We start from the raw sequence: 18524 nt of genomic DNA on the forward strand, positions 1-18524 counted from the left end.
CAACGACGGGCTCTTTTAGCAAAACCATGACCTTTGAGGTGAGTTATAACATCGACGGTACATCGATTCGTTGTGATTTACTGTTTATGTTTGTCGATGAATCTCTGCCACTACTCGACAATAAGCTGGCGTACTTGATGGAGGACTTTTGATGTTGAATCTTCCTGCTGAATTTGAGCAATTCCACTGGATGGTGGATATGGTACAAAACGTCGATTTGGGTTTAATCGTCATCGACCGTGAGCATAAGGTCCAAGTGTGGAATGGCTTTATGACCCATCACAGCGGCGTGCAATCTCATGATGCGATCGGCAAGTCTTTGTTTGAGCTGTTCCCTGAGATCCCTCAAGACTGGTTTAAACTCAAAACCAAGCCGGTCTACGACTTAGGCTGTCGCAGCTTTATTACGTGGCAGCAACGTCCTTATTTATTTAAGTGTCGCAACGTGCGTCCGGTGACGCAACAAGCCGATTTCATGTATCAGAATATCACCCTAAACCCAATGCGCACGCCAACCGGTGAGATTCGCTCGCTGTTTCTTTCGATTCAAGACGCCACGGCGGAAGCCCTTGTCTCAAAAAAGTGATCGATAAGGTCGCGATCTAGGCTGGGATTGTGCGACAGTGAGAGCACGATTCTAGCCAGTGAGTGACCTATGGATTCCACAACCCTACCACGGTGGCTTTACACTGCCGATCAAGTCAAACAAGGTGAAGTGCTGGCTGCCAAGCGAGCCAATATCACGCTTTATCAATTGATGGAGCGCGCAGGACGCGCGATTTTGACGCTTATTCAGCGCTTATACCCTGAAGATAAGTCGATCACGATATTGTGTGGAACGGGCAATAATGGCGGTGATGGATTTGTGGTCGCTCGTCTTGCTCGTCAAGCGGGGTATGACGTCACTCTGTGGCTCAGTGGCGATGAATCTAAACTACAAGGAGACGCTGAGACCGCGAAGCTCGCCTTTGTGCGTTCGGGAGGCGAGATCCGTTATTTTAAAACTGAGCATCACGCCGAAGCGCTCAAGCGGGATCTTTTGCGCTCAGCGCTGATTGTCGATGCATTACTTGGCACCGGATTAAAAGGGTCGGTTCGTCAGCCGACGCAAGCCATTCTCGACACGGTTTCTGAGACTCTCTCTCACACTCCCTGTCCTGTCATCAGTGTCGATGTGCCGTCTGGGCTATGCGCTGACTCTGGCACTCGACTAGGAATTAAGGGCAAGTCACCATGCATAGCGGCCGACCACACCTTAACCTTTATTGGTATTAAGCGCGGACTGGTGACAGGGGAGGCGAGGGCCGTGGTGGGTCAACTCCACTTCGATGGTTTGGAGGTAGATGAGTCCTTTTCGTCCCTGGTCCGCAGTAACACGGAGCGGTTGTCAGAATCTGAGATGCAAGCACTTAAGCCAAAGCGGCATGCTTTAGCACATAAAGGCGATCACGGGCGATTGCTATGTGTGGGCGGCAACCAAGGCTATGGCGGTGCGATTCGTCTGTGCGCCCAGGCTGCGGCGCGAAGCGGTGCTGGTCTTGTTCGCGTTCTGTGCCACCTACAGAATGTCACCGCGCTTCAAGTCGCGTGTCCTGAAGCAATGAGTGAAGGATGGCGAGAAGACTTAGCCATGATCAGTCGCCGTTTTGCAGGGCAAAAAGTGTTGGCTATTGGACCTGGCTTGGGTCAAGACGCTTGGTCTCACGCATTGTATGATCATGCCGCGCAATATGAACAAGTTAAAGTCGTCGACGCCGACGGTTTAAATCGACTTGCCAATCAACCCAACTACGATGAACGGCGTGTCATTACCCCACATCCCGGCGAAGCGGCTAGATTACTGGCTTGCTCGGTGGCAGAGGTGGAAGTGGATCGCTTTACCGCAATCAAGGCTTTGCAACAACGATACGGCGGCACCGTCGTTCTCAAAGGAGCTGGGACACTCATTTATGATGGCGAGGTAACCTCTGTGTGTCTTGCGGGCAACCCGGGCATGGCGAGTGGTGGTATGGGCGACGTATTGACCGGAATTATCGCGGCGTTATTGGCTCAAGGATTATCACTCAGCAACGCGGCAAAGCTTGGCGTCTATCTTCACAGTCTTGCGGCGGATGAGTTAGCACGGCGCGAAGGGCAGATTGGTTTGCTCGCCAGTGATCTTATTGCTGAGGTGCGTTGCCAGCTCAATCAATAAGCCAAATCATCACTTTTTTGTGACATTGATTGTTATTTGAGTCAGTTACGTTAGAATGCTCGTTCGCTCCTGAGTTGTGCATCCGTATTTGCATATAAAAGGAGCTGAATTCTCGCCTTTGACGGCCATTATCCCGGCCGTGAAAGATACGTATGAATTGCAAGTGTTGCTTGGTGTGCAACACCACTGTAAAGGACAGTTAAATGCCTATTATTACTCTTCCTGACGGCAGTCAGCGTCAATTTGACAACCCTGTTTCTACTCTTGATGTCGCGCAATCTATCGGCCCTGGTCTGGCGAAAGCTACTATTGCGGGTCGTGTTGATGGTCAACGTGTCGATGCTTGTGATCTCATCGAAGCGGATGCAAGCCTTGAAATCATCACAGTAAAAGATGAAGTGGATGGTCTTGAAATCGTGCGTCACTCATGTGCGCACTTATTGGGTCATGCGATTAAGCAGCTTTATCCGAACGCGAAGATGGCGATCGGTCCGACCATCGATAGTGGCTTCTACTACGACATCGACTTAGAAGAGTCATTGACGCAAGAAGATCTTGAAAAGATCGAAAAGCGCATGAAAGAACTGGCGAAAACCAAGTACCCAGTCATTAAGAAGAAAGTCAGCTGGCAGGAAGCACGTGATGCGTTTGAATCACGTGGTGAAACCTACAAGATGGAAATCTTGGATGAGAACGTCGCACGCGATGACCGTCCAGGCCTTTACCATCACGAAGAATACATCGATATGTGTCGTGGTCCTCACGTACCACATATGGGTTTTTGTCAGCACTTTACGCTACTGAATGTTGCGGGTGCTTACTGGCGTGGTAACAGCGACAACAAAATGTTGCAGCGTATTTATGGTACGGCTTTCCACGACAAGAAAGCGCTGAAAGCGCATCTAACACGCTTAGAAGAAGCCGCCAAGCGTGACCACCGTAAAATCGGTAAGCAGTTGGACCTGTTCCACATGCAGCAAGAAGCACCGGGTATGGTGTTCTGGCACCATAATGGTTGGTCTATTTTCCGTGATTTGGAAGTGTTTGTTCGTGAAAAACTGACAGAGTACGACTACCAAGAAGTGAAAGGTCCGTTGATGATGGATCGCGTGCTTTGGGAGCGTTCAGGTCACTGGGATAAATACGCTGATGCGATGTTTACCACGTCGTCAGAAAACCGTGAATACGCCATCAAACCAATGAACTGCCCAGGTCACGTACAGATCTTTAACCAAGGTCTGAAATCTTACCGTGACTTGCCTCTGCGTATGGCGGAGTTTGGTTCTTGTCACCGTAATGAACCGTCAGGTGCGCTGCACGGTATCATGCGTGTGCGTGGTTTTACGCAAGATGACGCGCACATCTTCTGTACAGAGAGTCAAATCCAAGAGGAAGTGACGGGCTGTATTAAGATGGTCTACGACACATACCAGACGTTTGGCTTCGAGAACATCGTCGTTAAACTCTCCACTCGTCCAGAAAAGCGAGTCGGATCGGATGAGATCTGGGATCAGTCGGAAGAAGCGTTGAAGCAATCTTTGCAATCGATGGACATTCCATACGAAATTCAAGAGGGCGAAGGCGCATTTTACGGCCCTAAGATCGAATTCACTCTGTATGACTGTCTTGATCGTGCATGGCAATGTGGTACGGTGCAGCTAGACTTCAACCTACCTGGCCGTCTAGGTGCCTCTTATGTGGATGAGAACAACGAACGTCAAGTTCCTGTTATGATCCACCGTGCGATTTTGGGCTCGCTTGAGCGCTTTATCGGTATTCTAATCGAAGAGTACTTTGGCTTCTTCCCAACTTGGCTATCTCCTGAGCAAGCTGTTGTCATGAATATTACTGATAAGCAGTCTGATTACGCGAAGGAAGTGGCTCAAAAACTACAAAAAGTTGGAATTAGAGCAAAAGCAGACTTGAGAAATGAGAAGATTGGCTTTAAAATCCGCGAACATACTTTAAAGCGTGTACCATACATGCTGGTTTGTGGTGACCAAGAGATGGAAGCCGGCGAAATCGCAGTACGTACTCGTAAAGGTAAAGACCTCGGTAAATTTAAAGTGGATGACTTTATTGCATACATCCAAGACGAGATCTCTACCCGTAAGCTCAATCTGGAGGAATAAACTATTAAAGGCGGAAGACGCGGCCAAGTACCGGCCAAACAAAATGCTCATCGTTTAAACGGTGAAATTCGTGGCGTTCGTGAAGTTCGTTTGACGGGTGCTGATGGCGAATCAGTGGGTGTTGTTTCTATCCAAGAAGCAGTTGCAGCTGCTGAAGAAGCAGGTATGGATTTGGTTGAAATCAGTCCAAACGCTGAGCCACCAGTATGTCGTGTAATGGACTACGGTAAATTCCTCTTTGAGAAGAGCAAATCTGCTAAAGAGCAGAAGAAAAAGCAAAAACAGGTCCAGATTAAAGAAGTAAAATTCCGTCCTGGAACTGATATTGGAGACTATCAGGTAAAACTACGCAACCTGACGCGTTTCCTTGAAGAAGGCAACAAAGTGAAGGTAACAATTCGCTTCCGTGGCCGAGAAATGGCACACCAAGACATCGGTGTTGATGTTCTCAAGCGCTTGAAAGAAGACACAGTAGAATTTGCTGTTGTGGAATCTTTCCCAAGCAGAATTGAAGGGCGTCAGATGATCATGGTTCTTGCCCCTAAGAAGAAGTAATTAACGGCTTACAAGTAATTCAACCCCGCCGTTTACCTTACGGTTAAATGGCGGGGTTTTATTCGCCCTGATTACGTGTTTATTAAACTACTACAATGCGGAGTTATTCATCATGCCTAAGATGAAAACCAACAAAGGTGCTGCTAAGCGTTTCAAGAAAACTGCTGGTGGTATTAAGTACAAGCACGCTACAAAACGTCACATCCTGACTAAGCGTACTACTAAGAACAAGCGTCAACTACGTCCTAACGCAATCCTTCCACGTTGTGAAGTGGCTGCTGTTATCCGTATGTTGCCATACGCTTAATTCTTTTTAGTTTATTTATCGTTTAGTTTAGGAGAAGCATAATGCCTCGCGTAAAACGTGGTGTACAAGCTCGTGCACGTCATAAGAAAGTTCTAAAACAAGCTAAAGGTTACTACGGAGCACGTTCACGTGTTTACCGCGTAGCTTTCCAAGCAGTTACTAAAGCTGGTCAATACGCTTACCGTGACCGTCGCGCTAAGAAGCGTCAGTTCCGTCAACTATGGATCGCTCGTATCAACGCTGCATCTCGTCAAAATGGTCTATCTTACAGCCGTTTCATCAACGGTCTTAAGAAAGCATCTATCGAGATCGACCGTAAGATCCTTGCTGACATCGCGGTATTCGACAAATCTGCATTCGCAGTACTTGTTGAAAAAGCGAAAGCAGCTCTTTAATTAGAGTTCGCTGTTAGGATTAGGAAAAGGAGAGCTTAGGCTCTCCTTTTTTATTGCCTGTCTATCGGATGCGATCTTTTGGAACAAGGCAAAACAAAACGCAGGCAAATACCTGCGTTTTGTTGTTTCAGAGAAAGGGCGCTACTAGCTATTATTGCTTTCGCGGTACTGATATTCATAGTCGACGTTCACTAGCGCTTTATAGGCAACTTGGCCGCGTTCAGAAGCGAACTCTTCGACGGTGACCGTCATATCTTCCACTTTGATAGAAGGTAGTAGAACGTTACTTTGATGGATAGGAAGTGTACGTTTTAACTCCGATGCATCCATGGCGCGCACTTCTTCCATCAGTTTAAAGCCCGCCTCGTAAGCCATCTGCTTACTCTGATAATCACCCGTCGTCAGTGAGCGATGTGATTGGGTGGTTTGCGTTGACGCCAACACAGAAGAACTTAGGATTAACGTTGAAAGTAGAATGAGTTTTTTCATCACGGAGACTCCTTATTGGTTACCGTTGATGTCTATACTAGCGAGTGATCGATTTTGCGTCTGTCAAGGTAAGTAATTCTTATTACAGCTTGTGTAAAGAGTTTGGATACGATGCTGACGTTGGCGCAACCTAGCGTTAACAATGTCAAACTTCTATGGATTTTTGTGGTCGTATTACAGAAGTAGGTCATGGAGTGTTGAATAGAGGTGAAGGCCTTGACCGACCAATAGCAACTTTCAAGTTTGGTATTAATATTGCTTGGTTTATCACCACTGCCAGTGCGCAGTCGTGATAAACAGAATGGACATCAGCAGTGTGTTGCAAAGGAAACCGCAATGAAGAAATTTGGACTGATGCTTTTGATCGCGCTCGGCTTAGTAGGGTGCAGTACTAAGTTTGTGTACAACAATATGGATTGGTTGTTGGTACGTTACTTACAAGACTACGTTGAACTGGATGATGACCAAGAGTCCCTCGCAAGCGAGAAGATTGCCACCTTGAGCCAGTGGCATCGTGAGCAAGAGATCCCACATTATATTGAGCATTTGGATGAGTTGATGGCGATTGAGCCAGCCACGTTTACTGTCGATGATCTGATCTCTGAGCAGCAGAAGCTCGAGGCGCACACGACTCGGCTGGTCGCAAAGGTGACGCCAGAACTCTACGAACTGGCCAGCCAACTGTCCGATGAGCAAGTCGAAGAGCTTATGGACAATATTCGAGTAAAGCACACCCAGTACAAAAAACGTTACCAAGACCTTTCTGAAGAAGCGATTCGGCAACGATACAAAACGCGTATAGAAGAGAATATCGAAACTTGGATCGGTGACTTAACCGATGAACAGCAACTGATAGTTGATCAATGGGTTGCGGACATGACACTGACCAACCAAGATTGGGTCGCGCATCAGACGCGTATGCGTGTTGAGCTCAATGCCTTACTTGCTGTACGTGTCGAGCCTTCACTCTTCCAACCCAAGCTACAATCGTTGATGGATACTCCAGACAAGCTCTATAGCGCCGATTTGGAGCAAAAAATTGAATACAACCAGCAACTGTCGAGACGTTACCTGGTGACCATTATCAACAGCATGACCCCTGATCAGACTGTGCACTATCGACAAGAAATCCAGGAGTGGAAGGAGATTGCACTGTCAATTCGATGAACATTAACAGCGAGAAATCAATACCTTGGTCTAAGTTAGCCAACGCACAGTTTCGTTGCTATTTTCTTGGGCTCGCCTCGAAAAGTGGTTAGATTATGGCTTTTGCAGCGAAGGTTGGAGTGGTATGGATTGGGCAGTGTTGTTCGTCGCTGGCGTGTTGGGGGGAATATTCAATAGCGTTGCAGGGGGAGGCAGTTTTATCACTTTTCCTGCGCTGATGTTTGTTGGCGTGCCGCCGATTGTTGCAAACGCCACCAATACCTTTGCCGCTTGCGCGGGTTACCTCAGTGGCGCCTATGGATTTCGTGAAGACATCGCTTCTGAAAAAAAACAAATTATTCGAATTGTTCTGGGCAGTTTACTCGGCGGAGCGTTAGGTGCTTGGCTGTTATTGAGTGTCTCAGAGCAGCAGTTTCTTGGTGCAATTCCGTGGCTGCTGCTGTTTGCTACCTTGCTGTTTATTTATGGTCATCACATTAGCGCATGGGCGTCACGGTTGGCGACACATCCGACTCGAGAAGTTCGACTTAAAAGCGTCATTTTGACGCTGTTTTTGGTTTTCGTCGCGGCGTATGGCGGTTTCTTCAATGCAGGGCTTGGCGTGATTGTATTGAGCTACCTTGTGCTAGCAGGCTATCAAAATATTAATCAAATGAACGGTCTTAAACTGCTGATTTCTTCGGCGGTCTCTTTGGTGGCGATCGTTATTTTTGTCGCTGAAGGGGCAATAGACTGGCCTCGTGGTATAGCGGTCATGATGGGTACACTAAGCGGCGGGTATTTGGCGGCACGTGTGTCTAGGCGAGTAGCGCAGCAAACAGTGAAGCGTTTCGTCGCGTTGTCTAGCTTGGTCATGACGGTGTACTTCTTTATTGATGTATATTGGCCTATCGACGAGTGGTGATGCGCTTTGTGTTACTCTGACTGCCATGATCACATCTAAAGCTATTTTGAGCTTGTTTTAGGTTAATTTATCTCCCTTTCTGCCACTCTCTAACTGTACTCATGACGGGGCATCTGTCACCGATATCACCCAGTTTCCCCATTTCTTTCCAGTGATAGGAGGCGTTATGAGTAGAAAACTAGGTCGCGTGATGTCGAGCAGCCGTATGATCTGTTTTGTGGCTTTTCTCGCAGCGGTATTTGCATGGATTTTGAGTATGCCGGCACTGTTTACGGTGTCACTTTTAGCGCTGGTGGCTAGTGGAGTACTGTATTGGGATGACGTGAAGAAAGCGCGTCAATCCTCAGAAAGATCACTCTAGCATTGCTCAAGTGGCCAGATGAAAATGGGCACATGCGAATGTGCCCAGTGTAACGTCGGATGGCCTTACCTAGAAGAACCCAAGTGGATTCACGTCATAGCTGATGAGTAAGTTTTTGGTGTTTTGATAGTGATCCAACATCATTTTGTGTGTCTCTCGCCCGATGCCTGATTTCTTGTAGCCTCCAAAGGCTGCGTGGGCAGGGTAGGCATGGTAGCAGTTTATCCACACTCGGCCAGCTTCGATGTGACGCCCCATACGATAGGCAAGGTTGGCATCACGTGTCCACACGCCAGCCCCCAAGCCGTAGTCCGTATCGTTGGCTATCGCGAGCGCTTCTGATTCATCCTTGAACTTGGTGATCGCAATGACAGGACCGAAAATTTCCTCTTGGAAGACACGCATTTTATTGTTGCCTTCAAGTAGTGTTGGTTGGATATAGTAGCCAGAGGCAATGTCGTCACTTTGCGGGGCCACTTCTCCGCCAAACACCACATTTGCCCCCTCTTGGCGGCCAATTTCCAAATAGCTCAGAATCTTGTCAAATTGCTCTTGAGAGGCCTGCGCTCCGACTTGTGTGTCCGTATCAAGCGGGTTGCCTTGTTGAATGCTCTTCGCTCGCTCTGCGACTTTGGCAATGAATTGTTCATACACGGCTTCGTGCACCAAGACACGAGAAGGGCAAGTACAGACTTCGCCCTGGTTGAAGAACGCGAGCAACGTGCCTTCTATACATTTATTTAGGTACTCATCTTCGTGTTCAAAGATGTCAGGGAAATAAATATTGGGCGATTTACCGCCCAGCTCAACGGTGGACGGTATCAAGTTATCCGCGGCGCATTTGAGGATGTGGTTACCGACTTCTGTTGAGCCCGTAAAGGCCAGTTTGGCGATTCGGTTACTGGTAGCAAGTGCTTGACCTGCTTCATTGCCGAAGCCGTTGACAACATTAATGACTCCCGCCGGGATTAAGTCACCAATTTTTTCCATCAAGAGTAAGATGGACGTGGGTGTTTGTTCGGCCGGCTTTAATACCACACAGCAGCCCGCGGCAAGCGCTGGCGCAAGTTTCCATGCCGCCATGAGCATGGGGAAGTTCCATGGGATGATTTGACCAACAACACCAATCGGCTCAGGAAAGTGATAGCTTGCGGTTGTGGCATCCAGTTCGGCGGCGCTGCCTTCTTGTGCTCGGATACAGCCAGCGAAATAGCGGAAGTGGTCGACAACTAACGGTAGATCAGCGGCCAGCGTTTCACGTACCGGTTTTCCGTTCTCCCAAGTCTCGGCCACGGCCAGCTCTTCAAGGTTGGCCTCGATGCGATCTGCGATTTTAAGCAGGATGTTGGCGCGTTCAGTGACGCTCGTGGATGCCCATGCTGAGCGAACGTGGTGCGCCGCGTCGAGTGCGAGTTCGATATCTTCGGCTGATGAACGTGCGACTTGGCAATACACTTTGCCATTGACGGGAGAGACGTTGTCAAAGTATTCGCCGCTGACTGGTTTCACCCATTCTCCTCCGATGTAGTTGTCGTAGTGAGACTTGAAGTTCATAAGTGAGCCTTGAGTTCCGGGTTGAGCATAGATCATGTGAAGTCCTTTTGTTTCTCGTTCAGATTACTGGTAACGCTGGGTGCTATCGTTATTGTTCTGGATAGATTGTTCATGTGTATCAAATCGGCGAAGGTACTGATCTTCGAATCTATCGCACGGTGTTTTAAACACATGGACAAGAAATACTTAGGCAAATCACAGACCAAGTGTTAAAAACTTGTTGTAAATATGTTGTCGAGCTAGAGTTTCCAATAATGTAACGGTGTTATGGGTGCGAGTTTTTTGCGCTTTGGAAAGCGGGCAGGAGTGTTCAGCTGTTCCAAATTGACACATCTGATTGTTGACTATTGGAGCAGGTATGCAGCTGCGATCGATGAACACGCAAGACTGGTTGGCTTCTTCTTGGACACGCAGTAGCCATGCGGGTCTAAGAGAAGTGAGGAAGCCAGAAGACATTACGTTAAGCAAAGCGAAATTGGATGAACGTCGCTTTCAATGTCGTGAGGTCATTGAGGCGGTGGAAACCAGTGCGCTTCCTCTGTTCAATCAAGTGATGGCTCGCACAGACAGTCGCTTGATCTTTACTGATCCACAGGGCGTGATTCTCGCGACTTGGGGACAAGATAAATTTCGCGATAAATTAGCGGCCATTTCACTCGGTACAGGTTCGTGTTGGTTGGAGCATGTTAAGGGAACCAACGCCATCGGTACTGCGATCCATGAACGTCGCGCGCTCACCATCGTTGGGGAGCAACATTACATCAAACATCACCGATTCATCAGTTGTTCGGCGAGCCCACTCTTCAATCATCAAGGTACCTTGGTTGGTATCTTGGATGTCACTAGTGAGCAGAAAACCCACGATGCCACCGAGCAGTTACTGGTGCAAAATATGGTTCAGATGGTGGAAAACCGATTGTTAGCCTCTGTACCTGACGGCGCTGTGCAACTCAACTTAGCCACAGACTCTTCCTTCCTCAGTTCTGGCTGGCAAGGCATAGTGATTGCTGATGAGCGAGGTAAGGTCTTGGCCCACAACCCAGTGGCTTCACAGCTAATACGTCACTCTGGTTTAATTGGCATGTCGGTTGAGCAAGTACTTGAGCAATCACAACGCCAGCAAGGCTTAATTGTGCAACAGACGGCGCTTGGCCGCCAAACTCGGCGTAGGAAGCGCTTCAACACGGACAATTTACTTCATTATGGCGACTCTTTGGTTGAGCAGGCTTGGCAGCAAGCGAGTCGATTATATGGCAAAGACATCAGTTTGCTAGTGCTTGGTGAGACTGGCGTGGGTAAGGGGGAGTTTGTCAAAACGTTGCATGTTAGCAGCGTTCGGCGTACAGCACCTTTGGTCACTGTAAATTGCGGTGCCCTCGCAAAGGAGCTCATCGAGTCTGAGCTGTTTGGTCACGCATCGGGCGCTTTTACAGGGGCGAACAGCAAGGGCTACATCGGCAAGGTTCGGCAAGCGGACAAAGGCTGTCTGTTTTTAGATGAAATTGGCGAGATGCCTTATGAAGCTCAAAGCCGCCTGTTAACGGTATTGCAAGACAAGGTGGTTACACCTGTTGGCAGTGGAGAGAGTCACAAAGTCGATGTCCAAATTATCGCCGCTACCCATCAAGATTTAGCCAAGCTCGTTGAGCAAGGGCAGTTTCGCCAGGATCTGTACTATCGACTCAATGGGTTAATCATCACTTTACCGCCACTTCGAACTCGACACGACCGACGTGAGTTAATTCAAACGCTGCACCAGAAGCATGCCCAACGGGATAACCAGCAGCTAAGCGCAAGGCTACTTGACACACTGGATGGTTATTCGTGGCCGGGAAATTTACGAGAGTTAGACAACCTACTCAAGGTGACCGCGCTTCTTAATCCGGATGAAGAGTGGCTGAGTATTGAGCATCTGCCTAGCCACTTAGCTCATGCAATGGTGTCTGAGTCTAAGAGTTGCGATGACGAGAGACAAGATTTGCAAACTGCTGTGAATAGCGCATTGCTCAATGCTTATCAAGCGTCAAAAGGTAACATCAGCCAAGTGGCGCGCAGTTTAGGTGTGAGTCGAAATACCGTTTATCGTAAGCTGAAGTTGTTGGGATTGTTAGAGTAAAAAATAAGAGCGCCGAATGGCGCTCTTATTTTTTAGCCTTGTAGCCCGCCTTGTTGTTGGGCTTGTTTTACTAGTGCCTGACGCTCAGTCTCTTTATCAGAAATTACTCTATTATCCTTGTTATTTGCTTGTTCAACATCCGATGGAACAAATACAAAGTGTTTGTTAATAGTCATAATTGAGCCCTACTAAGTAAATATTGCCACTCCAATTTAGGTGAGTGGTCAAGGTGTGACATCATCCACACTTTTTTAATTATAGGCGTAGATGAGGGGATGAGATCACCCAACCTCATCTATCAACGGGATGAGCCAACAAAAAAGGGCGCTTTCGCGCCCAATTCAATGGTTGCGCTACAGGTTACACATCGTAAGTGGTCGATGCGGTATCACCGCCTGTACCTGTCCAGTTGGTGTGGAAGAATTCACCACGCTCACGGTCGATACGCTCGTAAGTGTGCGCACCGAAGTAATCACGCTGAGCTTGCAGCAGGTTCGCTGGTAGACGAGCCGTTGTGTAACCGTCTAGGAAAGATAGCGCAGAAATCGTACATGGCATTGGGATGCCTGACTCTAGAGATTTCGCTGCCACTTTACGCCATGCCGTTAGGCTGCTTTGTAGGATGTTTTTGAAGTACTCGTCAGAACCTAGGAATGCAATGTCTGGGTTCGCTTCGTACGCATCTCGGATGTTGCCTAGGAATGCCGAGCGGATGATACAACCACCGCGCCACATGAGTGCTACGTTACCGTAGTTAAGATCCCAGCCGTTTTCGTTTGATGCTTCGCGCATTAGCATGAAGCCTTGAGCGTAAGAGATGATCTTAGACGCTAGTAGCGCTTGACGAAGTGCGTCAACCCACTCTTGCTTATCACCTTCAACCGGAGTGATTGTCTTGCCGAATAGCTTCTCAGCTTCAACACGCTGGTCTTTTAGTGCAGATAGACAGCGAGAGAATACTGACTCAGAGATAAGTGTCAGTGGAATACCTAGGTCTAGGGCATTGATACCTGTCCACTTACCCGTACCTTTTTGGCCTGCTGTGTCTAGGATCTTTTCAACGAGAGGCTCACCGTCTTCATCTTTGTAGCCAAGAATGTCAGCCGTGATTTCAACTAGGTAGCTGTCGAGCTCAGTCTTGTTCCAATCTGCAAATACCGCTTGCATCTCGTCAGCAGACATACCAAGACCGTCTTTCATGAACTGGTAAGCTTCAGTGATAAGCTGCATGTCGCCGTATTCGATGCCGTTGTGTACCATCTTAACGAAGTGACCAGCACCGTCGTTACCAACCCAATCACAGCAAGGTTCACCAGCGTCAGTTTTTGCTGAGATACCTTGGAAGATAGGCTTAACCGCTTCCCAGGCTTCCGCAGCGCCACCAGGCATGATTGAAGGACCGAAACGCGCGCCTTCTTCACCGCCAGATACACCTGTACCGATGAAGTGAATGCCTTGCTCACGGCAGTGCGCTACGCGGCGGTTAGTGTCTGGGTAGTTAGTGTTACCACCATCGATGATGATGTCACCTTCATCTAGAAGTGGGATTAGGTTGTCGATGAAAGTGTCAACAACGTCACCAGCACGAACCATCAGCATTACTTTACGTGGCGTTTCGAGTTTCTCAACCAACTCTTCAAGTGAGTAAGCACCAATAATGTTGGTACCCTTCGCTGGGCCTTCTAGAAACTCGTCTACTTTCGCAGCAGTACGGTTGTGAGCCACCACTTTAAATCCGTGGTCGTTCATGTTGAGGATAAGGTTTTGACCCATTACCGCTAGGCCAATAACACCGATATCACCTTTCATTATTTCTCTCCAATATGTTCTCGTTGGACGAGCAACCGCGTTATGCGATTTTCGCCGCTGCGTCAGAATCTAAGTACCACTCCGTCTCACCCGCTTTCGACTGAATTTTCGCCGCGGGGTAAGGCAGTTCGCTTGCTGGAGTGGTGTGAATTTCGTGCACGATATCAACTTTACCTGAGCCAAGAACGAGGTAGCTGATTCGTTTTGCTGCTTCTAGCACTTTAGCGGTTTTTGACACGCGTAGTTGGCCAGATTCAGGATGAGAAGCGACAACAGACAAGTTCTCATCCGCATAGTTGGTTTGACCCGGGAATAAAGAGGCAGTGTGGCCGTCGGCGCCAACACCCAATAGAATCCAATCAAACACGGGTGTACCGTTTTCACACGGGATAACCTCTGCCATTTCGTTGGCAAAGCGCAGCGCTTCCTGCTCGGCGTCATTTTCGCCGCGAATACGGTGGATGTTTTCAGCAGGTAGGTTCACTTTGCTAAATAGCAAAGCGTTTGCTTCGCCGTAGTTGCTTTCCGCGTCATCCGGTGCAACGCAGCGTTCGTCTCCCCACCAGAAGTGGAGGTTTTGCCAAGCGATGGTATCCGCGTATGGGGCCTTGGCCAACAGGTTAAACAGCATCTTAGGGGTGCTGCCGCCGGAAAGTGAAATGTGAACAGGTCGGCCAAGCTCGCTGTACGATTTCATATCGTTGGCAAGGCTTTCTACCACCTGCTGCGCGGTTGAGTGGATCTTGTGATTGATCATAGTTCGCAGTAGTCCGTATCTGTCAGGTTTTTACATGGGAAGCGCCATGCACGGTTGTTTCGTGCTAACAAGTCATCAGACTCTTTTGGCCCCCAAGTACCACAAGCGTAACCAAACAGTGCTTGTGGATCTTGTTTGAAGTCGAGAATCGGTTGAACGTACTTCCAACACGCTTCAACCGCATCGCTACGGGCAAATAGAGTAGCATCTCCGTTTAAGGCATCAAGCAGAAGGCGCTCATAAGCCGTCAGCATTTGGGTCTCTTGCAGGTCGGCGTAGTGGAAGTTCATTTTCACTTCTTTCGCTTTAAAGCCTGCGCCTGGCTCTTTGAGACCAAAGCTCATCTGAATGCCTTCGTCAGGCTGAATTCGAATGATGAGTTTGTTTTCTGGTGCATTTTGACCAAATACTGGATGCGGCGTCTGTTTAAAGTGAATGACCACTTCAGTCACGCGAGTAGGAAGACGTTTGCCCGTACGTACGTAAAAAGGCACACCATTCCAGCGCCAGTTATTGATGTAAGCTTTTAGACCAATGTAGGTTTCCGTGCGCGAGTCGTCGGCAACGCCATTTTCTTCGCGGTAACCCAATAGGTGCTGGCCACGGACTTCAGATGCTGTGTACTGACCCAACACCAAATCATTGCGCAGCGCGTCTTCGTCTAACGGTTTGAGGCACTGCAGAACTTTCACCACTTCATCACGCATGGAATCAGCGTTGATTTGTGCTGGCGGCTCCATTCCTACCATCGCTAACACTTGCAGCAGGTGGTTTTGGAACATATCACGCACAGCGCCAGAGCCATCGTAATAGCCACCACGTTCTTCAACACCGAGGAACTCGGCGCCAGTGATCTCGACGTAGTCAATAAAGTTGCGGTTCCACAAGGGTTCAAACATCGCATTAGAGAAGCGGAACACCAGTAGGTTTTGTACCGTCTCTTTTCCTAGGTAGTGGTCGATGCGGTAAATCTGGTGCTCTTGAAAATGCTCGTGGATCTCTTTATCCAGCTTTTGCGCAGACTCTAGGTCATAGCCGAATGGCTTTTCGATGATCAAGCGTTTCCAGCCGTCTTCTTCATTGTTCAACCCATGTTCAGCAAGGCTGGCTGGGATGACACTGTACAAACTTGGCGGTGTCGCAAGGTAGAAGAGCGTATTGCGTTGCTCGAACTGGTACTGATTGGAAAGGTCATCCAGACGAGAGACCAATTTGCTGTAATCGGTGCTGTCTGAGGTATTGATCGCTTGGTAATGAAGATGGTTGATGAAGGCATCGAGCGTCTCAGGAACCGTCTTTTCCATCTCTTGTAGAGAGCGCTTCAATTTATCACGGTACGATTCATCACTGTATTCAGTACGACTTACACCCAAAATGGCAAAGTTCTCTGGAAGCTGCTTGTTCGCATACAGGTGGTATAACGCGGGGATCAGCTTACGGTATGTTAAATCTCCCGAAGCACCAAAAATCACGATGCTGCTGTTTTCTGGTATTACCATCATCTTTCCTTTAGAAACAAGGGTCTTAAATCTGTTGCGCCAAATTATCAGCGCAGCGAATAAATAGAAAATCGGTGCTACCTATCATCACAATAGGGAGTGCCACTTACTTTCTAGGCGTTTGAAACGGCAGGGTATTGTCTACGACAATTTGACATACATCAACTATTGAGAAGGCAATCGATTAATATTTGTCAGACTAATTTATTAAATAATTGAATAAGCAGAAAAAAGAACAGTAACCGGTAAGGCGGCGTTCGCTATGAGCTCGAAAACGATTGCGCAAAAACCAAACAGAGCAGACCAAGAGGTGATGAGATTAAGAGTCAGGTTGACTATGGTCATTTGGGCTAGCTTGAGCACATATTTGCAGCGCTCATAGAATGTGAGACACTTCGCGACCCACGCATTGAAAAGATGAGCGATGAGCAGCGACAGCAAGCAAGATAAATCGATAGCCGTATTTCAACGGATCAGTAAGGTGTTGGATTACATTCACCACCACATCGAAGATCCGATGACGCTGGATGAGTTGGCTCAGCAGAGTTGCTGGTCACGTTGGCAGTTGCAACGCGTTTTTCAACACGAAACGGGCACGACAGTGGCCAATTATGTGCGAGAGCTAAAGCTCAGTGAAGCGGCTGAACGTTTGCTAGATGGTGAGGATAAGGTCATTGATATCGGCTATGCGCTCGGTTTTGGCTCGGAAGTCAGCTTTAGCCGTGCGTTTAAACACAAGTTTGGCGTCAGTCCAAGAGCGTATCGGCAGGCAGGGCAACGCACAGGGTTAAGAAAGCCTCTGCAGTCTTCCTCGGACAGAGATACAGTGTATCGGCTTGGTAATCAGGCTGCGTTTGTCCATATTCGAGTCGAATCTAAGCCCCCATTTTATGTTCGCGGCAGTCACGGTCACATCAATGGGTTGTTTTCACCTCAGCCCAATTTCGCCACGCAAGTTCCACTGTTGTGGCAGCAGCTTGAACAGGCGCTGCCAGACTCCACTGACCAATGGCAGAGGGTAGGGGTGGTCGATACTCAGCACGCTCAATATGATGCCGCGCCACTGACGTATTGGGCAGGGGTTGAGCTTTGCGATGCGCGGCAAATTCCAGATAGGGCGCACTCATCTACGTTGAGTACTCTGTCAGTTCCGGCTCAAACTTATGCGGTGGTCACACATAAAGGTCCAATTCGTGGGCTACCGGACACCCTAGAGTGGTTTATTCTCAATTGGTTACCTAGCTCAAACTACCGCGGCGTTGATGGCTTTGAACTGGAAGTGTATCCAGCTCACTATCACTCTGAATCGCCAAGTGCAGAAATGGAGTATTGGTTGCCAATCGAGTTGCGATAAGGCGCAGTCCGCTGATTCCCACTCCTTTTTCTCTTTTCCCTCCTCCTACTGAATTACGCGCTCGCAGCGAATAAAACACTGCTAAACAAAAGTCGGTGACTTTGCACCAAATTGTTAACTTTTGCCAATTTAAAAAATTTAGAATGCAAATGATATTAATTCTTATTAAGATAAAGCATGGGTAATTGAGGACAATATGCAATCTATCACTCACTTTCAGCGCTCGACATTGACGTTGGCGCTCATTTCAGCCTTTTCTTCGCCCCTTTACGCTGCCGAAGGCGGAGACGCTTCAACGATGGACACCATCACCGTTCTGGGCGAAGCGTATCGTAACACGGCCACTAAAACTGCGTTAGAACCAGAGGAAACCCCGCAAGGGATCACCACGATTGAATCAGAGCAGTTGGAGCAACGCGGTGTCAAATCCTTGAATCAGGCGCTCCGATACGCGCCTGGCGTCGTGACAGAGAAAAAAGGGGCGTCGGTCACTATGTACGACACCTTCTCGATTCGTGGTTTTGCCAACAGTGAGAGCTATTATGATGGGCTTAAGCTTCCCTATCTAACAGGATGGAACTTGCAACCACAAATCGATCCTATTGCACTGCAACAGGTGGAAATTTTCAAAGGCCCTACCTCTGTGTTGTACGGTTCCATGCCGCCGGGCGGGATGGTGAATATGATTGCTAAATCGCCGCAGCAGCAGAGCCAAACGCGTTTGAGTGTCGCGACAGGAACCAGAAACCTGATGGAAACCTCGCTCGATACGACGGGGCAAATCGGTGAGAGTGATGTCTCTTATCGCTTGGTGGCCCTTGCTCGTAAACGAGACAGTCAAGTCGATAATGCAGAGGAAGAGCGCTACGTGATTGCACCGTCGATTGATTGGCAAGCTAGCGAGCGGACGTTAATTAACCTCAACATGTAC

18 protein-coding genes and 1 pseudogene are annotated in these 18524 nt (G+C 48.4%); 13 read left to right on the top strand and 6 right to left on the bottom strand.

Going from position 1 to position 18524, the window contains the following annotated elements; genetic code table 11:
- From AC6R10_RS05365 to rplT, 7 genes and pseudogenes are all read left to right on the top strand, one after another.
- Window positions 1–152 (top strand): annotated as a pseudogene (locus AC6R10_RS05365) (response regulator); the annotation flags it as partial.
- Window positions 152–586, top strand: coding sequence for a PAS domain-containing protein (locus AC6R10_RS05370; RefSeq protein ID WP_334551613.1), 435 nt, complete (start codon window positions 152–154; stop codon window positions 584–586). The pseudogene AC6R10_RS05365 and the gene AC6R10_RS05370, both read left to right, overlap by 1 nt.
- Window positions 587–655: 69 nt before the next feature.
- On the top strand, window positions 656–2194 hold the full coding sequence (locus AC6R10_RS05375) for an NAD(P)H-hydrate dehydratase (RefSeq protein WP_500671697.1): 1539 nt from the start codon (window positions 656–658) through the stop codon (window positions 2192–2194).
- Window positions 2195–2397: 203 nt separating this feature from the next.
- Entirely contained in the window at window positions 2398–4326 is a 1929-nt protein-coding gene (gene thrS / locus AC6R10_RS05380; protein WP_334551616.1) for a threonine--tRNA ligase, read from the top strand.
- A 3-nt stretch (window positions 4327–4329) separates the two neighbouring features.
- Entirely contained in the window at window positions 4330–4881 is a 552-nt protein-coding gene (infC, locus tag AC6R10_RS05385) for a translation initiation factor IF-3 (protein ID WP_334552191.1), read from the top strand.
- Window positions 4882–4993: 112 nt separating this feature from the next.
- Window positions 4994–5188, top strand: coding sequence for a 50S ribosomal protein L35 (gene rpmI / locus AC6R10_RS05390; protein WP_005462620.1), 195 nt, complete (start codon window positions 4994–4996; stop codon window positions 5186–5188).
- 41 nt (window positions 5189–5229) lie between these two features.
- On the top strand, window positions 5230–5583 hold the full coding sequence (gene rplT / locus AC6R10_RS05395; RefSeq protein WP_009841742.1) for a 50S ribosomal protein L20: 354 nt from the start codon (window positions 5230–5232) through the stop codon (window positions 5581–5583).
- Window positions 5584–5727: 144 nt separating this feature from the next.
- Here rplT and AC6R10_RS05400 read toward each other — a convergent pair whose 3' ends face one another.
- Complete coding sequence (locus AC6R10_RS05400) at window positions 5728–6072, bottom strand: DUF3316 domain-containing protein (protein ID WP_487901599.1); 345 nt, start codon at window positions 6070–6072, stop codon at window positions 5728–5730.
- 336 nt (window positions 6073–6408) lie between these two features.
- On the opposite strand from AC6R10_RS05400, the gene AC6R10_RS05405 reads away from it, so the two are divergent.
- From AC6R10_RS05405 to AC6R10_RS05415, 3 genes are all read left to right on the top strand, one after another.
- Window positions 6409–7239, top strand: a complete 831-nt coding sequence (locus AC6R10_RS05405) for a DUF6279 family lipoprotein (protein WP_500671698.1) — start codon at window positions 6409–6411, stop codon at window positions 7237–7239.
- Window positions 7240–7363: 124 nt separating this feature from the next.
- Entirely contained in the window at window positions 7364–8143 is a 780-nt protein-coding gene (locus tag AC6R10_RS05410; RefSeq protein WP_500671699.1) for a sulfite exporter TauE/SafE family protein, read from the top strand.
- A gap of 166 nt (window positions 8144–8309) precedes the next feature.
- Window positions 8310–8504 carry a hypothetical protein gene (locus AC6R10_RS05415; RefSeq protein WP_500632026.1) on the top strand — a complete coding sequence of 65 codons (195 nt, stop codon included), beginning with the start codon at window positions 8310–8312 and terminating at the stop codon, window positions 8502–8504.
- Window positions 8505–8573: 69 nt separating this feature from the next.
- Here the strand turns inward: AC6R10_RS05415 and exaC are convergent, their stop codons facing one another.
- A complete protein-coding gene (exaC, locus tag AC6R10_RS05420; protein ID WP_500671700.1) occupies window positions 8574–10094 on the bottom strand; it encodes an acetaldehyde dehydrogenase ExaC in 1521 nt (506 codons plus the stop codon).
- 322 nt (window positions 10095–10416) lie between these two features.
- Between exaC and AC6R10_RS05425 the strand changes: the two genes are divergently transcribed.
- Entirely contained in the window at window positions 10417–12174 is a 1758-nt protein-coding gene (locus AC6R10_RS05425) for a sigma-54-dependent Fis family transcriptional regulator (RefSeq protein WP_500671701.1), read from the top strand.
- A 32-nt stretch (window positions 12175–12206) separates the two neighbouring features.
- On the opposite strand, the gene AC6R10_RS05430 is transcribed toward AC6R10_RS05425, so the two are convergent.
- From AC6R10_RS05430 to zwf, 4 genes are all read right to left on the bottom strand, one after another.
- Window positions 12207–12350 carry a hypothetical protein gene (locus AC6R10_RS05430; protein ID WP_334551638.1) on the bottom strand — a complete coding sequence of 48 codons (144 nt, stop codon included), beginning with the start codon at window positions 12348–12350 and terminating at the stop codon, window positions 12207–12209.
- Between the two features lie 184 nt (window positions 12351–12534).
- Window positions 12535–13983, bottom strand: coding sequence for a decarboxylating NADP(+)-dependent phosphogluconate dehydrogenase (gene gnd, locus AC6R10_RS05435; RefSeq protein ID WP_487901594.1), 1449 nt, complete (start codon window positions 13981–13983; stop codon window positions 12535–12537).
- Window positions 13984–14023: 40 nt separating this feature from the next.
- Window positions 14024–14740 carry a 6-phosphogluconolactonase gene (pgl, locus tag AC6R10_RS05440; RefSeq protein ID WP_500671702.1) on the bottom strand — a complete coding sequence of 239 codons (717 nt, stop codon included), beginning with the start codon at window positions 14738–14740 and terminating at the stop codon, window positions 14024–14026.
- Window positions 14737–16239 (bottom strand): glucose-6-phosphate dehydrogenase, encoded by a 1503-nt coding sequence (gene zwf, locus AC6R10_RS05445; protein ID WP_334552192.1) that lies wholly within the window; start codon window positions 16237–16239, stop codon window positions 14737–14739. The genes pgl and zwf overlap by 4 nt, the downstream gene beginning before the upstream one ends.
- Window positions 16240–16663: 424 nt before the next feature.
- Between zwf and AC6R10_RS05450 the strand changes: the two genes are divergently transcribed.
- Window positions 16664–17593, top strand: coding sequence for a GyrI-like domain-containing protein (locus AC6R10_RS05450; protein WP_500671703.1), 930 nt, complete (start codon window positions 16664–16666; stop codon window positions 17591–17593).
- 196 nt (window positions 17594–17789) lie between these two features.
- Window positions 17790–18524: TonB-dependent siderophore receptor (locus AC6R10_RS05455; protein WP_500671704.1), on the top strand; the 735-nt coding region annotated here is incomplete at its 3' end.

Source organism: Vibrio sp. R12-SG2-ISO1 (genome assembly GCF_059834045.1).

Excerpts from the sequence above, each read along its gene's own strand:
- AC6R10_RS05370 (WP_334551613.1), top strand. The coding sequence starts at position 152 with ATGTTGAATCTTCCTGCTGAATTTGAGCAATTCCACTGGATGGTGGAT.
- AC6R10_RS05375 (WP_500671697.1), top strand. The coding sequence starts at position 656 with ATGGATTCCACAACCCTACCACGGTGGCTTTACACTGCCGATCAAGTC.
- thrS (WP_334551616.1), top strand. The coding sequence starts at position 2,398 with ATGCCTATTATTACTCTTCCTGACGGCAGTCAGCGTCAATTTGACAAC.
- rpmI (WP_005462620.1), top strand. The coding sequence starts at position 4,994 with ATGCCTAAGATGAAAACCAACAAAGGTGCTGCTAAGCGTTTCAAGAAA.
- rplT (WP_009841742.1), top strand. The coding sequence starts at position 5,230 with ATGCCTCGCGTAAAACGTGGTGTACAAGCTCGTGCACGTCATAAGAAA.
- AC6R10_RS05400 (WP_487901599.1), bottom strand. The coding sequence starts at position 6,072 with ATGAAAAAACTCATTCTACTTTCAACGTTAATCCTAAGTTCTTCTGTG.
- AC6R10_RS05405 (WP_500671698.1), top strand. The coding sequence starts at position 6,409 with ATGAAGAAATTTGGACTGATGCTTTTGATCGCGCTCGGCTTAGTAGGG.
- AC6R10_RS05410 (WP_500671699.1), top strand. The coding sequence starts at position 7,364 with ATGGATTGGGCAGTGTTGTTCGTCGCTGGCGTGTTGGGGGGAATATTC.
- AC6R10_RS05415 (WP_500632026.1), top strand. The coding sequence starts at position 8,310 with ATGAGTAGAAAACTAGGTCGCGTGATGTCGAGCAGCCGTATGATCTGT.
- exaC (WP_500671700.1), bottom strand. The coding sequence starts at position 10,094 with ATGATCTATGCTCAACCCGGAACTCAAGGCTCACTTATGAACTTCAAG.
- AC6R10_RS05425 (WP_500671701.1), top strand. The coding sequence starts at position 10,417 with ATGCAGCTGCGATCGATGAACACGCAAGACTGGTTGGCTTCTTCTTGG.
- AC6R10_RS05430 (WP_334551638.1), bottom strand. The coding sequence starts at position 12,350 with ATGACTATTAACAAACACTTTGTATTTGTTCCATCGGATGTTGAACAA.
- gnd (WP_487901594.1), bottom strand. The coding sequence starts at position 13,983 with ATGAAAGGTGATATCGGTGTTATTGGCCTAGCGGTAATGGGTCAAAAC.
- pgl (WP_500671702.1), bottom strand. The coding sequence starts at position 14,740 with ATGATCAATCACAAGATCCACTCAACCGCGCAGCAGGTGGTAGAAAGC.
- zwf (WP_334552192.1), bottom strand. The coding sequence starts at position 16,239 with ATGGTAATACCAGAAAACAGCAGCATCGTGATTTTTGGTGCTTCGGGA.
- AC6R10_RS05450 (WP_500671703.1), top strand. The coding sequence starts at position 16,664 with ATGAGCAGCGACAGCAAGCAAGATAAATCGATAGCCGTATTTCAACGG.